Genomic DNA, 15117 nt, shown 5'->3' on the forward strand with positions numbered 1-15117 from the left:
TTCGATGCTTCCTTGACAGGTTTCGTAACAATCCACAGAATGACTCACCAAACAGGCCCTGCTCGCCTCACCCGGGGCGAGTGACGACGGAACCGCGGTTCCGTGCGTTCCGTACGTGTTACGCCGCAGCCGTACGGTGTCCGTTCTCACCGATCGATGTTCCAGTGGAGGAACAGAATGATCGAAAACGCGACCATCGGCAGTGGAGGCCGGAGACGCCGCTCGCGCGTCCGGAATTCACTCGTCATGAGTCTCCTCGTGGTTCTCGGAACGGTGTTCGCCGTGACCTCATCACCCGCGGCGCAGGCCGCCGACTGCAGTGCCGGATATGTCGGACTCACCTACGACGACGGTCCCAACCCCGGCAACACCGCCAACCTGCTGAACGCCCTGAAGCAGAACGGCCTGCGGGCCACCATGTTCAACACCGGGCAGAACGCCCAGAACAACCAGGCCCTGGTCCGCGCCCAGCAGGACGCCGGCATGTGGATCGGCAACCACAGCTACACCCACCCCCACCTCGTCAACATGAGCAGCTCCCAGATCCAGTCGGAGCTCCAGCGGACCCAGCAGGCGATCCAGCAGGCCACGGGGACCGCCCCCAAACTCTTCCGGCCTCCGTACGGGGAGACCAACGCCACCCTGCGGTCGGTCGCGCAGCAACTCGGCCTCACCGAGATCATCTGGGATGTCGACTCCCAGGACTGGAACGGCGCCAGTACGGCCCAGATCGTGCAGGCCGCCGGGCGGCTGCAGAACGGTCAGATCATCCTGATGCACGACCAGTACGCGACGACGCTCAACGCGATCCCGCAGATCGCCGCGAACCTCAGAAGCCGCAACCTGTGCGCCGGCATGATCTCCCCCTCCACCGGCAGGGCCGTGGCACCTGACGGCGGCAGCACCCCGACCAATCCGCCGACCGGCAGCTGCACGGCCGGCATCACCGCCGGCCAGCAGTGGAGCGACCGGTTCAACCTGTCGGTCAACGTCTCGGGAAGCAACAACTGGATCGTCACCGTGACCCTGCGGAACGCCCAGCGGATCAGCTCCACCTGGAACGGCAGCCCGACCTGGGACGGCAGCGGCAAGGTCATGACGATGCGTCCCAACGGCAGCGGCAACACCTTCGGCTTCACCGTGATGCACGGCGGCGACTGGACCTGGCCGACGGTCTCCTGCCGGGTGGGCTGACCTTCCCCACGACCTCGGCCTCGCCGGTGACCCCGGACGAGGCCGACGGACGACGGGTGCCGGTGAGCTCACGGAGCCGTCATCCGGCCGTGTCGGTCCCCGCACCGCGGATCCGCGGTGCGGGGACCGACGTCATCACTTTTCTTTGTCGTGTCGAAAATTTTTCGGGGGCCGATTCCGAGGGAGTTCGATGAAGCGTTTACTGATCGTCGGTACCACCACGCTCATGCTGGCCGGTGCGCTGAACACCGTCCCCGTGCAGGCGAAGGAGCGGCCCCCCAAGGTCGCCGAGCAGAGCCTGCGCGCACTCGCCGCCCGCCACAACCTCGCCATCGGCACCGCCGTCGACATGGACGTGCTGCGCGACGCGAGCGATCCGCAGTACCGTGCGCTCACCGCCTCGCAGTTCTCCACCGTCACCGCCGAGAACGCGATGAAGTGGGAGTCGCTGGAGCCGACCCGGGGCGTGTACAACTGGGGGCCGGCCGACGAGCTGATCGAATTCGCCCGCAAGAACAAGCAGCAGGTCCGCGGGCACGTGCTGGTCTGGCAGAACCAGCTGCCGACCTGGCTCACCAAGGGCGTCGAGGACGGGACGATCAGCAAGACCCAGCTCCGCGACATCCTGCGCGACCACATCACCACCGTCGTCAAGCGCTACAAGGGCAAGATCTGGCAGTGGGACGTCGTCAACGAGGCGGCCAGCGACCCGTGGGACAGCCCGTCGTCGATCCACCTGAAGGGCTTCTGGGCGCAGCACCTCGGCCCCGGCTACATCGCCGACGCCTTCCGCTGGGCCCGCGCGGCCGACCCGGGCGCGCTGCTGTTCTACAACGACTACAACATCGAGGCGTTCGGCGATCGCGGCGCCTCGGACAAGACCTGGTACGTCTACAACATGGTCAGGCAACTGCGCGCGAGCGGCGTCCCCATCGACGGCGTGGGCAGCCAGGGGCATCTCGGCACCCAGTACGGCAACTTCAACGCCTTCCAGGCGCTGGAGGTGCTCGACGCCTTCTCCGACCTCGGGCTCGCCACGGCGTTCACCGAGGTGGACGTGCGCAGCCAGATGACCGACGGCGTGCGGGCGGGCGACTCCAACGAGGTCAACCCCCGCCTCCAGGCGTCGGCGGCCAACTTCAGCGTGCTGCTGCAGGCATGCCTCGCCAACCGGCACTGTCTGGCCTACACCGTCTGGGGATTCACCGACAGGCACTCCTGGGTGCCCGGCTGGTTCTCCGACCCCCCGGAGGGCCTGGCCACCCTGTACGACGAGTCCTACCGGCCCAAGCTCGCCTACAACGTCGTCAAGGCCGACCTGGCGTTCACCGGACCGCCCAACGTCCTGCCGAGGATCCCGCAGAAGCCCCGGCGATGAGCGAAGGCGGGGTGTCCGTGCTCGGACACCCCGCCGTTTCTCGGCCGAGCCTCCCGTGGAGGACTCGGTGACGAGACGAACGGGCCGGGCCGCGAACAGCGCGGCCCGGCCCGAACCGGGATCGGATCAGGGGCTGGTGCAGGTGGCCGTGGGGGTGGCCGCGGTGCCGTTGCCGGTGAAGCCGAAGGTGGTCGACTGACCCGCCGCGATGGAACCGTTGTAGGGGGCGTTGCGGACGGTCACGTTGGAACCGGACACGGTGTGCTGGCCGTTCCACAGGCTGCTGATGCTCTGCCCGCCAGGCCAGGCCCACTGCACGGTCCATCCGTTGACCGGCGAGCTACCCGCGCGAACGGTCACCGTCGTCTGGAACCCTCCCGGCCAGCTGTTGGTCGTCTCGACCGTCGCCGTACACGCCCCCGTACCCGGGGTGGGAGTCGGCGTCGGGGTCGGGGTGGGCGTCGGGGTCGGGGTCACGGTGGGAGTGGGCGACGGGGTGGGGTTCGGGGTCGCGGCGTTGAGCGCGTCCAGGACGGCGTTGTAGGCCGGCTTCTTGTTGCCGCCGCTGAACAGCAGCGGGGTGTCGCCCGAGCGCCAGGAGTCCTGGTCGCGGACGCCCCACACGGTGATGCCGTTGCAGCGGGGCACGGCCAGGCAGTCGTTGACCACCGCGGCGTAGGTCTGCGGGGAGGCGCCCTGGATGTCCAGCTCGGTGATCTGCACGTCCACGCCGAGGGCGGCGAAGCTCTGGATGGTGGTGCGGTAGTTGCTGTTGTACGGGCTGCCGCTGTTGAAGTGCGACTGCAGGCCGACGCAGTCGATCGGCACGCCGCGCTGCTTGAAGTCGCGGACCATGTTGTAGACGCCCTGGGTCTTGGCCCAGGTCCAGTTGTCGATGTTGTAGTCGTTGTAGCAGAGCTTGGCGGCCGGGTCGGCGGCGCGCGCGGTGCGGAAGGCGACCTCGATCCAGTCGTTGCCGGTGCGCTGCAGGTTGGAGTCGCGTCGTCCGCCGCCGCTGTCGGAGAAGGCCTCGTTCACCACGTCCCAGGCGTAGATCTTGCCCTTGTAGTAGTTCATCACACCGTTGATGTGGTTGATCATCGCCTGGCGCAGCGCGCTGCCGGACATGTTCTCCATCCAGCGCGGCTGCTGGGCGTGCCAGGCCAGCGTGTGCCCGCGCACCCGCTTGCCGTTCTGCACCGCCCAGTTGTAGATGCGGTCGGCGTTGCCGAAGCTGAACTGGTTCTGGTTCGGCTCGGTGGCGTCGATCTTCATCTCGTTCTCGGCGGTGATCATGTCGAACTCACGGTTCGCGATCGTGGTGTACTGCGAGTCACCGAGCCTGCCGGCGCTGATCGCGGTGCCGAAGTATCGCCCGCTCTGCTGGGCCGCCGCGCCGAGCGTGGTCGCCGCGGCGCTCGCGGAACCGGCGGAAGTGGCACCGGCCGAACCCGGAACCGTCACCGCCGCGAACGTGCCGAGCACGAGGGTGCCGAGGGCACCGGCGACCAGGGTCCGGCGGAGACCACCGAGGGGGCGCCGGGTTCCGGGTGGGGGGATGGCATTTGTGCCCATGCCTGAGCCTCCATAAATGCATCACGGGAAACACGGGGGACATCCCCGTGAGTTCGACGTCACGCCCGTTGCCGGAAAGGCCGGAAAGGCACACCACAGGGCGTCGCAGGCGACGGCCCTGCTGCGCGCGCCACCGACCTGGCCGTAGGAGGACGCCTTGGGGACTCAGTGTGGAAACCTCACCGAAATACGTCAAGGCTGCACAGAAAGTTTCGGATCCTCGCTCGGCGTATACGCCCTGGCCATGCTCACAACCTCTGTCCCTGCCTCCTGAAACCTTGCGGTCCCATCGCAGCGAGGCGAGACACGGTGAATGTAAGTTTCAGTGCGACGCCCTCGCGCTCGAAGATCGCGAGGGCGGGAGATCCTCGTTCCCGCCCCCGCGAATCAGGAAGGGCGGCCGGCGGCGAGCAGCCGTTCGCACGCGTCGAGCAGACGTCGCCGCAGCGGCCTCGCCCGCTCGGCGAATCCCCGCTGCTCGGCGGCGTACTCGGCCCGTCCCTCGGACGTCTCGATCCGGATCGCCCGATGGCCGAGCGCGGTGAGGTCGTACGGGGAGGCGCGCATGTCCAGGGTCCTGATCTCTCTGGCCAGCTCGAAGCAGTCGGCCACGAGTTCCGAGGGGACCAGGGGCGAGAGCTTGTAGGAATGCTTGTAAAGGTCCATGTTGGCGTGCAGACAGCCCGGCTGTTCCAGCTCCGGCTGCCGCTCCCTCGTCGGCCACAGCGCGTTGAGCGGACGCGCCTCGGGGGTGAAGAAGCGGAACGCGTCGAAGTGGCCGCACCGCACGCCCCGCTCCTCCACGACCTGTGCGATCTCCTCCCCGCTGAGCCGCAGCGGCCAGGAGTCGTGCCGCACCTCCGTGGCCTTGTAGACCATCGCCCACTCGTGCAGGCCGAAGCAGCCGAAGTATCCCGGCCGTGACGCGGTGGCGGCCAGCAGCCGCATGATCCACTCGACGGAGGGGCCGCGCCTGCTCATCAGCGTCGCGGTGTCGAGCGTCGCTCCCTCGGGGGTGTCGAGGTAGCCGCGGCCCACATCGCGCGCCCCCTTCAGCAGCACCCCGGCGCCCGGATGCCACCTGCGCAACCGCGCCGGCCGGTGCCCGTAGTAGGTGAACAGGAAGTCCTCGATGGGATGGGCCTCGCCCCGCGCCCGGCGCGCCAGGTGCGGCTCCGCCCACACCTCGATCCGCCGGCGGTGGGCCTCCGCCCGAGCCCGCCACTCCTCCGGTTCCAGAACCTCCACCGCTGAATGGTACGCGCGGGCGGATGGTGCCCGTCCGCCCCCCTTCCGGGTGCGGGCGACGGTGAGCGCCCGCCGAACGGCGCATCGGTGAACGGAAGATGAATTGTCAATACAAATGCGGGTACCGCGCTTCGCACTGTCGTCATTAATCACATAATTCGATTACAGCCGCTATTAATGGCGATACGGGGCAAGCCTTCGAGGAATCACATGAAGCGTTGGATCGGTGTCGGGCTGGCGCTGCTCCTCGGTGCCGCCGTGGTGGCGGCGATCGTGGCGGGCAACCGTGGCGGCGGCGCGGAGACGCGGGAGCTCACCCTGGTCAGAGGGGTGATCGGGTCGGAGAAGAAGCCGTTCTTCGACGATCCGCAGGTGCGGGCGGTCTTCGCCGGGCACGGCCTCCGGGTGGAGGTCGACACCGCCGGGTCGCGCCAGATCGCGACCTCGGTGGACCTGGGGAAATACGGCTTCGCGTTCCCGTCCAGCGCTCCGGCGGCCGAGAAGATCAGGCGTGACCGGGGGGTCGCGCGCACGTTCGCGCCGTTCTCCTCCCCCATGGCGGTCGCCACCTTCACCCCGATCGTGGAGGTCCTGAGCAAGGCGGGGGTCGTACGGGACTCGGGACAGGGTTACCAGGTGCTCGATATCCGGAAATATCTGGATATGGTGGCTAAAGGCACTCGGTGGGACAAACTACCGGGCAATACTGCTTACCCGGCGCGCAAACGCGTACTGCTCACCACCACCGACATCCGCACCTCCAACTCCGCGGCGATGTATCTCTCGATCGCCGGTTACGTGGCCAACGGCGACGACGTGGTCACCTCCGAGGAGCAGGGTGCCAGGGTCGCCGGGACCGTCGCCCCCCTCTTCCTCGACCAGGGATACTCCGAGACCTCCACCGAGGCGCCGTTCGAGGACTACCTGTCCCTGGGGATGGGGAAGACGCCCATGGTCGTGATCTACGAGGCGCAGTACGCCTCGCGGCTGTTCGCCGGGGACGGCTCGATCCGTCCTGACATGCGGCTGCTCTACCCCTCGCCCACGGTCCTGAGCAAGCACACCCTCGTGCCGTTGAGCGCGCAGGGCACCGAGGTCGGCAGGCTCCTGCAGGAGGACCCCGAACTCGGACGCCTCGCGGCCCGGTACGGCTTCCGCACCGCCGCCGCCAAGGCGTTCGACGACCTCGTGGCGAAGGTGAACGCGCCGCTGCCTCCCGGCCTGGTCGACGTGGTGGAACCCCCCGACCACGAGCGGCTGGAGGGCATGATCTCCGCGATCGAGACGCGCTACCGGTCCGGAGCGGTCCCCTCGTCCACCCCCTGACCTCACCTTCCCAGCGCTTCGAGGAGAGACCACCGTGAGCGATCTCGTGCTCAGCCCGCCAGAACCCGTGGCCAAGGTGCCCACGGAGAAGGCCGCCACCATGCTGCCGGTCCCGGAGGGGCGGGAGGCGGAACTCGCGGAGAAGGCCCGCGGTTTCGCCGAGGAGCTGAGCGGCCTGGACCCCAGGTCACCGGAGTTCACCCGGAAGGTGTACGACATCACCTCGATGGGCGACTCGGAGATCCGGGCCTCCTCCCAGGTGGCGAACCGCATGCTGAAACGGCCGGTGGCCGCGCTGGCCTCCGTCAAGGGCGAGGGCCGGGACGCGCAGGCGGCGGTGGCGGGACAGCTGGTCGCGCTGCGCCGGACGATCGTCGACCTCGACCCCAAGCAGGCGTCCGCCCCGGCCAGGAAGCTGCTGGGACTGATCCCGTTCGGCGACAAACTGCGCGACTACTTCGCGAAGTACCGGTCGGCGCAGAAACACCTCGACGACATCATCCGCGCCCTCACGTCCGGACAGGACGAGCTGCGCAAGGACAACGCGGCCATCGAGGGCGAGAAGACCAACCTGTGGGAGTCGATGAAGCGCCTGCAGGAGTACGCCCTGCTCGCCGCCGCCCTCGACGCCGCGGTGGAAGAGAAGATCATGTATGTCGAGGCGGCCGAGCCGGAGAAGGCCACCGCCCTGCGCTCGGACGCGTTGTTCGGCATCCGGCAGAAGCACCAGGACCTGCTGACGCAGCTCGCGGTGTCCGCCCAGGGGTATCTCGCCCTCGACCTGATCCGCAGGAACAACCTCGAACTGATCAAAGGCGTGGACCGGGCGACCACGACGACGGTCGCGGCGCTGCGCACGGCGGTGACCGTGGCCCAGGCCCTCGCCAACCAGAAACTCGTGCTCGACCAGATCACCGCGCTGAACGCCACCACCTCCGACCTGATCGTGGCGACGAGCGAGATGCTACGCACCCAGGCGGCCGACATCCAGACCCAGGCGGCGTCGACCACGGTCGACATGGACGCGCTGCGCAGGGCGTTCGACAACGTCTACGCCACCATGGACACGATCGACACGTTCAAGGCCAAGGCCGTGGAGAACATGGCGATCACCGTGGACAGCCTGACCGTCGAACTCGACCACGCGCGCACGTACCTGGAGCGCTCCCGGCGCGGCGACGAGCAGGAGCTTCCGCGATGAAGGGCTCGGCGCCCGGCCCCCGCCCGGCGGGACACGCACCCGGCACCCCACGTACCCCCCACCTGGACGGACCCGCACCCGGCACCCCGCGCGACTCCCGCCGTGTCATGCGGGCACCCGGCGCGCGGGCGGGTGCCCGCCGGCTCGGGTGGGCGCTCGCCGTGCTCGCCCTGCTGACGGTGTCGGTCGCGTGCGGCGGGACCGGCACCACGGAAACCCCCGGCACCGCCACCCGCCACCCGGACGGCCCGGACGTGCTGCGCGTCCTCGCGGGAAGCGAGGTCGGCGACCTGGAACCGCTGCTCAAGCGGGCCGGGGAGGCCGTCGGCGTGCGGGTCGCCCTGTCGTACGCCGGAACGCTCGACGGGGCCGACCAGGTGGCGGGCGGCGGCGCGGACGGGCGGTACGACGCGACCTGGTTCTCCTCCAACCGCTACCTGTCGCTGATCGAAGGGGCGTCCGCGCGGCTCTCGACCCAGACCAAGATCATGGTCTCGCCCGTGCTGCTCGGGCTGAAGGCGTCCAAGGCCCGCGAGCTCGGCTGGGACGGCAAGACCGTGACCTGGAACGACATCGCCTCGGCCGCACGCGCGGGGAGGTTCACCTTCGGCATGACCAGCCCCGCGGCGTCCAACTCCGGATTCTCGGCGCTGGTCGGCGTGACGGCGGCGCTCTCCGACGCGGGCGAGGCCCTGGAGGAGGCCCAGATCGACGCGGTGACCCCCAGGCTGAAGGAGTTCTTCTCGGCGCAGACGCTCACCTCCGGCTCCTCCGGCTGGCTCGCGGACGCGTACGCCAGGGAGGGCGGGGTGGACGGGCTGGTGAACTACGAGTCCGTGCTGCTCGGCCTCAACGCCTCGGGAAAACTCGCCGAGCCGCTCACGCTGGTCTACCCGGGCGACGGAGTGGTGACGGCCGACTACCCGCTCACGCTCCTGAGCTCCGCACCCCCGGAGAAGAAGGAGCTGTACGGGAAGCTCGCCGCCTGGCTGCGCACGCCGGAGATCCAGCGGGAGATCATGACCACCACCCACCGCAGGCCCATCGTCCCCGAGGTGAGGCCGGAGGCGCGCTTCGGGACCGCGTCGCCGGTGGAGCTGCCCTTCCCCAACCGGCGCGACGCCGCCGACAGGCTGATCGGCGCCTACCTCAACCAGGTGCGCAGGCCCTCGCGGACCCTGTTCGTGCTGGACACCTCCGGCTCGATGGCAGGAGGGCGGATCGACGCGCTCAAGCAGGCGCTGACCGCGCTGTCGGGCGCCGACACCTCCGCCGGCGGATCGTTCTCGCGCTTCCGCGACCGCGAGACGGTGACGATGATCCCGTTCAACACGGCCCCCGGCAGCCCGCGGACCTTCACGCTGCCCGACCGCGACCCAGAACCGGTGCTCCGGCAGATCCGCTCGTACGGCGAGGGGCTGCGGGCCGAGGGCGGGACCGCGATCTTCGACAGCCTGCGGGCCGCCTACGAGCAGATCCGGTCGTCGCCGTCGGAGGACTTCACCTCGATCGTGCTGATGACGGACGGCGAGAACACCGACGGCGCCTCCTACGACGACTTCGCCGACTACTACGCCGCACTGCCCGTGAAGTTCCGGACGTTCGTCGTGCTCTTCGGCGACAGCGACGTCGACGAGATGAAACGGATCGCCGAACTCACCGGCGGAGCGACCTTCGACGCCCGGCAGGGGTCGCTGGCCGCGGCCTTCAAGGAGATCCGTGGCTACCAGTAGCCCGCTGAGGCGGATCCTCGCCTACGCCGGGTCGACCAGGAACATCACCGGATGCGTCCTCGCCCTGGTCGGAGTGGTCCTGGTCTTCCTCGGCGTCGCCGGGACGTTCTGGCCCGTCGTGGTCGCCGGGCTGTACGGCGTCGGAGCGCTGCTGGCCCCGGCCGACCGGGTGAGGCTCACCATCTCGCACGCGGAGGTGGAGTCCCGGCAGTTGGAAACCGACCTCGCCGCCCTGTCGGCCAAGGTCGACGGGAACCGGTTCCCCGACGACGTGGTGAGGCGGGTCGGCGCGCTCGCCGAGGTGCTGCGCGACATCCTCCGGCGGGCGGACACGCTCACCTCCTCGCCCGACCACCTGCACATCGTGTCGCAGACGATCAGGGACTACCTGCCGTCCAGCCTGGAGACGTACGCGAACCTGCCCCGCTCCTACGCGCTCACCCGGCGCGGCGAGCGGGAGCGCAGCGCGCACGAGGAACTGCTCGCCCAGCTCGACCTGCTGGACACCCGGCTGCGCGAGGTGGCCGAGTCGGTCTACCGGGGTGACGAGCAGGCGCTGCGCGACCAGGGCAGGTTCCTGCGGGACCGGTTCGGCGGCTCCGGCCTGGACCTCTGACCCGGCCCCCTGCACCTCCGGCCCGAATCTCCGACCCGGCTACCCTGTACCTCCGGCGGCTCGGGCCTGAGTATCCGACCCGGCCCGCCTGCACCTCCCGCCTGGATCTCCGAACCGGCCACCCGGCACCTCCGGCGGAGGGAGGGGGTTCGTCGGATTCGGCCCCCGTCAACCGAGACGTACGACGACCGTGTTCGAGCCGCCGCCCCGGCCCGCCAGGCGCCCGAAGGTGAGCGTGAGCCGCGCGCCGGTCGTCGCGCCCGCCAGCAGGGGATGTCCGCGCGACACCCCGGTCACCGGCCGGTTCCAGGTCACGGTGAGCTCGTCCAGGTCGCGCCGGGGGTCCGACACGGTCAGCGTGGCCGTACCGTCGCCGGTCTCCCTGACCAGCACCGCGCACGGGGCGGAGACGGCGAGGTCCCCTGCGGCCCCGTCGTTCCAGAAGTTGACGGCGGTGATCCCGAGCGACGGGACCCGGACACCCTGGCAGCGGGCGCTGTTGGCGAGCACCCGCGCCCAGCCGGGGTCGGCGGCGCGGGAGCGGGTCTCCGCCAGGCTCGCGCCCGGCAGGAGGAGGTAGACGTAACCCGCCGAGACGGGATCGACACCGTGGTCGAGCCAGAGCGTCACGTAACTCCGGGTCGCCCGCTCCCGTCCGCCGGTGCGCTCCTCTCGCAGCGTGCGCAGGCGGGTGCCGCAGGGCAGCACGTAACCGCCGTGCCCCTCCAGGTGCGCCCACCCCTTCCCGTCGTCCACGACGAGAGGCGCGCCGGTCCTGCGGTTGTCCACGACGGTCTCGACCGGCACGCCGTCGGTGGCGGTGATCGCGGCGCCGAGGCAGACCACCGCGTCGTCGAGGAAGAACCACGACTTGAAGGCCTCCAGGGTGCTCTCGAAGCCGTTCAGGTGCTGGCCGACCGTCGCGTACGCACCATCGGTGGCGCCGCCCACCCAGCGGCCCGGCGGGCAGGTGTCGCCCCACGCCTCGCCTGCGCCGTCGGCCAGCCGCCGGGTGGAGACGGTCGTGCCCGGCAGGCGGTAGGGGTCGACGGTGGTCCAGAAGGAGTCGGAGTACTGGTCGCCGTGGCCGTCGGCCCACCAGTAGAGCATCCCCGAGCCGGTGTGCCAGCCGCGGAGGTTCTCGCCGTTGCCGTGCTCGTAGTGGCCGATGCGGTGGGAGGCCATGCTGAGGCCCGCGCACCAGCCGGGCCCGCGGTGGACGGCGCGGGCGCTCATCGCGAGCAGCCGGTGCCCGGCGGGTTCCTCGGCCGCGGGAACGGCGTCGTCGTCCAGGATCGCGGCGAGGCGGGCGTGGAAGCCCAGGTCGTCCTCCTCGGCCGCGTCGAGCATGGGCCGGTGGGTGTTCCGCAGCGCCCACCCCTTCACCATGCCCTGCCAGCGGGACCGCTCGGCGGCGGAGGCCGTCTCTCCCAGCAGCAGGATCGCGGCGGCGATCGCCCGCCCCCTGTCGTGGTCGCCGTACGGCCGCCTGCCGACCGCCCGGCCGCTGACCAGGTCCATGCAGGAGCCGTCGTGGACGACCGGCGCGAACGTCCTCTCGACGCTGTCGAAGACGACCTGCCTTTCCCGGTCGACGACCTCCCACGGCGAGCCGCGCAACACCGCGAACAGCGTCGCGAGGCCGGACAGCAACGACGCTCCGTACGTGCCCTGGTAGGGGACGGTCGTGTGCTGGACGAAGGAGCCGTCCCGGTAGAACCCGTCGCCCTCGGAGACGTAGGGGAAGACCGGGGAGAGCGCGGAGACGGCGAGCGCGACCTTCGCCGGGTCGGAGCCGAGGACGGCCCGCAGCAGCGTCACCACGCACAGGTCCACCCGGTTGGCCCCGGTGCTGGTCCCCTCGTAGTCGTCCAGGCGGCACTCGGGGACGAAGTGGTCCACCGCCTCCCGCAGCGCCGCGGCCCGCGGGCCGGTCAGGTGCGGGCCGATCAGCAGGGCCGCGTCGAGGAGGTTCCTGGGGGCACCGATCTGCCAGTGCCACCAGTTGCCGACCTGGTCGGCGCCCGCCGCGTACACCCGCCGCCGGTAGTGGTCGACGCCGGTCGCGACGGCCGCGGCCAGGTTCGCGTCGCCGGTCAGCCCGGTCCCCGGAAGGGCGTACGCGCGGGCCATGGTCCGCAGCCGGGCGGTGGTGGCGCCGAGCGAGGGGAACGGCAGGCCGGGCCAGAGCGACGCGTCGGCCGGCGCCATGGCGTCCCGGTATCCGGCCGCCCTCGTCCCCAGCCTCGCCAGCCGGGTCCGGTACGGCTCGGCCGTCGCGTCGAACCCCGACCCCGCCGTCACGTCCCGCCAGCGGTGACGCAGCGCGGTGAGGGGATCGGCCGGCGGGTGCGACGCGCTCTTCGGGGACGCGGTCTCCTCGTGCCGCCCGATACCGGTGTGCGCGGCGTACGCCGGAATCATCGCCCCGGTCGCGACGACCCCGCCGAGCCGAAGGAAAGATCTCCGGGAATGTCGGTCCACGCCTAGATTGTCGGCCGGAAATCATCCTCGCCGTGGACACCGCGCCACATTGCCGTCGTTTGCCGTGATGTGGGCGACTCGCCGCAGGCGGGCGAGGGTCAGAGTGATCCCCCGAGCGGTATCCGACTCGGGTGGGGCCACGTCGCGGGCGGGCGGGGGTCAGAGATCCACGTCGCGGGAGGCGACCACGCGGACCCCCTCGGGTTCGTGGCCCACCGGGGTGACCACGACCCGCCTTCCTGCCTCCTCGTATCCGTGCTCGGTCAGCCACATGAGGGTGTACACGTCGAGTTGACTGAAGTGGATCGGGGAGGCGGGCGAGAAGATGTCGTCGCCGGTGTCGCCTTCGACGATCGACAGGGTGTAGGTGGTCATGGCAGCCTCCGGGCCGTGGTCGTCCTCGGGAGGTCCATACCCCGGGGTTGTCCTTGGGAGGTCCATCTCCCGGTCGAGAAGGCCCCGCGCACAACCTCGGACAGCGGCGAACCCTCGCTCGCCCCGGCGCCCCCGGCCGTGCGTACGGCCGTCGCGCGCGCCTCGCCCAGCGGGCGTCCGAAGGGTGGGGCACCGCCCTCCGAGCGGTCTCGGAAAAGCAGGGTTCCAATTACCCGAACGCCGGCCAGGAACCGAACAGCTAAACAGAGGAAACGTATTCATATCAAGTTGCTATGACGGCTTGCACCAATCCGGAGTGGGAAACGCTTGCGCGATCGCCCGTACGCGACGAGGGCCCCGCCTCCCCGCCGGAAAGCCCACCGGGAGGTGAACGACCGGCCTTCCCCAGGGAAATGGCAGTTCACCAAGAAACGTGAAGGATCATCCGAAACCTCCGGATGTCCCCACATCTCTAGAGAACCAGTGGCACGATCCAACCACAGGAGGGCTGCAGGCGGGGGCACTCGCCGTTTCGGACCGTCCGTATATCGAGTTAGGTGTTATTTATAACCCAATAACCATAAGTGTCAATTACTGAGCCCTTTACCTTCCAAATAGATCACGGTCAGTCTAATATTTGGACCTATGTCATGGCGTGCATCAGATTTCCCAGATGGACAGGCTGGGCCCTCTCGCCGTGGCGGTGCTTCCTCTCGGCACGATTCCGAACACGCATCCGACTGGCATCCCGAACGCCTCCTGTCATTCGATTGGCGGAAGGTTATTCTGTTCACGGCGGTTTTGGCGATCATCGCCTTCGCCGTGATCTGGCTCGTGACCAGATCGACCTCCGGTTCGTCCCTCGCGGCGAACCCCACGCCCGACCCTTCCGACACCGGCTGGGAGAAGGCCGACTCCTCGCCTTCACCGACGCCGGAGCCCTCCGGCTCCACCCCCGAACCGACACCGAAGCCCACGCCCACCAAAAGCGGCAAGGAGAAGTCCCCTCGCCCCGAGGCCACTCCCACTCGGAAGCCACGGACCGAGACCAGGACCACCCCGCCACCCGCCGACCCGCCCGCCGGGTCCAGCTCACCCGAGCTCACCGCCAAGGAGGCGTACGGCATCCACGGCCGTTACCAGCGGGGGTTGTCGGCGGCCCAGGCCAGGAAGGACCAGGCGGCCATGGCGAAGCTGGAGCACGGGCTCGCGCTGGAGATGACACGGGCGAGTTTCAAGACCGCCGAGATGCAGGGGACCTCACTCGCGACGGGGATATGGCCCAACCCCCAGGTGTGGATCCCGCGCCATGTGGAGGGCACCGCCGACTGGTTCGTGGCGGTCTCGCACGAACCGGGTGTCGCGAGGATCGTCGACGTGATGAGCTCGGCCCCCGGAGGCTGGCGGCTCGTCGCCTCGGCGGCCGACACGCGCGACACCCCGGCGCGGTTCCCCAAGATAGCCACCGACGGCGAGGGGTACGCGACGAGCCTGCCGGAGAACGCCACCGGCCTGAGCGCGACCCCTCGGCAGATCGCCCGCGCGCACCTCGCGAGTCTGGAGAACGCGGAAATCGACTCGCGGTTCGAGGAAGGCCCGTGGACCAGTGAGGCCTCGCTGTTCTGGCATCAGGAGCGGGTCCGGCTGGAGCAGGCCGACTGGAAGCTCACGCTGTCGTACCGGCTTGAGGGACCGGTACGCGCACTCAGGACCAGTGACGGGGGCGCCCTGGTCTGGTATGGAGCCCGATCCACCGAGCTCCGCGAGGCGGTGCGGGAAGGGGCGAAGGTCAAGCTGAAGGGCTCGGCCGCCGTCCGCACCCGCGGCAAGTCCTTCGCACGCTCGGTGAGCGCCACATACGGACGCATGTATGTGACCCATGTCCCCCCCGTCGGCTCGAACGAACCCGCTCGCGTGCTGGGCGAGTGGAGCGATGTCCTGGAGAGCCACGGCGACTGACGTTTTTACCGGAAGAAAAGGAACATTC

General features: G+C 69.6%; 11 protein-coding genes. 7 read left to right on the forward strand and 4 right to left on the reverse strand.

All coding sequences use genetic code 11. The features are described 5' to 3' along the window. Nucleotides 1-282: 282 nt before the first annotated feature. Nucleotides 283-1194: a polysaccharide deacetylase family protein gene (locus AB0B96_RS12600; RefSeq protein ID WP_362898198.1), complete on the forward strand. Its 912-nt coding sequence runs from the start codon at nt 283-285 to the stop codon at nt 1192-1194. 190 nt (nt 1195-1384) lie between these two features. After that, on the forward strand, nt 1385-2572 hold the full coding sequence (locus tag AB0B96_RS12605; protein WP_350941702.1) for an endo-1,4-beta-xylanase: 1188 nt from the start codon (nt 1385-1387) through the stop codon (nt 2570-2572). A 126-nt stretch (nt 2573-2698) separates the two neighbouring features. Here AB0B96_RS12605 and AB0B96_RS12610 read toward each other — a convergent pair whose 3' ends face one another. Together AB0B96_RS12610 and AB0B96_RS12615 are read right to left on the reverse strand one after the other, a co-directional pair. Beyond that, a complete protein-coding gene (locus AB0B96_RS12610) occupies nt 2699-4147 on the reverse strand; it encodes an endo-1,4-beta-xylanase (protein WP_362898200.1) in 1449 nt (482 codons plus the stop codon). Nucleotides 4148-4534: 387 nt separating this feature from the next. After that, on the reverse strand, nt 4535-5395 hold the full coding sequence (locus AB0B96_RS12615) for a 3-methyladenine DNA glycosylase (protein ID WP_362898202.1): 861 nt from the start codon (nt 5393-5395) through the stop codon (nt 4535-4537). Between the two features lie 210 nt (nt 5396-5605). On the opposite strand from AB0B96_RS12615, the gene AB0B96_RS12620 reads away from it, so the two are divergent. From AB0B96_RS12620 to AB0B96_RS12635, 4 genes are read left to right on the forward strand one after another with little or no spacing between them, the layout of a single operon-like run. Continuing rightward, nucleotides 5606-6721 (forward strand): hypothetical protein, encoded by a 1116-nt coding sequence (locus AB0B96_RS12620; protein ID WP_362898204.1) that lies wholly within the window; start codon nt 5606-5608, stop codon nt 6719-6721. Between the two features lie 34 nt (nt 6722-6755). Next, nucleotides 6756-7922, forward strand: coding sequence for a toxic anion resistance protein (locus AB0B96_RS12625; RefSeq protein WP_362898206.1), 1167 nt, complete (start codon nt 6756-6758; stop codon nt 7920-7922). Beyond that, nucleotides 7919-9655 (forward strand): VWA domain-containing protein, encoded by a 1737-nt coding sequence (locus tag AB0B96_RS12630; protein WP_362898208.1) that lies wholly within the window; start codon nt 7919-7921, stop codon nt 9653-9655. Before AB0B96_RS12625 ends, AB0B96_RS12630 begins: the two co-directional genes overlap by 4 nt. Further along, a complete protein-coding gene (locus AB0B96_RS12635) occupies nt 9642-10271 on the forward strand; it encodes a hypothetical protein (RefSeq protein ID WP_362898210.1) in 630 nt (209 codons plus the stop codon). Before AB0B96_RS12630 ends, AB0B96_RS12635 begins: the two co-directional genes overlap by 14 nt. Before the next feature lie 168 nt (nt 10272-10439). Here AB0B96_RS12635 and AB0B96_RS12640 read toward each other — a convergent pair whose 3' ends face one another. After that, a complete protein-coding gene (locus AB0B96_RS12640) occupies nt 10440-12755 on the reverse strand; it encodes a polysaccharide lyase 8 family protein (protein ID WP_362898212.1) in 2316 nt (771 codons plus the stop codon). Nucleotides 12756-12914: 159 nt separating this feature from the next. Next, complete coding sequence (locus AB0B96_RS12645) at nt 12915-13130, reverse strand: hypothetical protein (protein ID WP_362898214.1); 216 nt, start codon at nt 13128-13130, stop codon at nt 12915-12917. 801 nt (nt 13131-13931) lie between these two features. Here AB0B96_RS12645 and AB0B96_RS12650 point away from each other — a divergent pair. Beyond that, nucleotides 13932-15089 (forward strand): hypothetical protein, encoded by a 1158-nt coding sequence (locus tag AB0B96_RS12650; RefSeq protein WP_362898216.1) that lies wholly within the window; start codon nt 13932-13934, stop codon nt 15087-15089. The last annotated feature ends 28 nt before the right edge of the window (nt 15090-15117 follow it).

It is taken from the genome of Streptosporangium sp. NPDC049046 (genome assembly GCF_040649155.1).
Taxonomy (GTDB): domain Bacteria; phylum Actinomycetota; class Actinomycetes; order Streptosporangiales; family Streptosporangiaceae; genus Streptosporangium.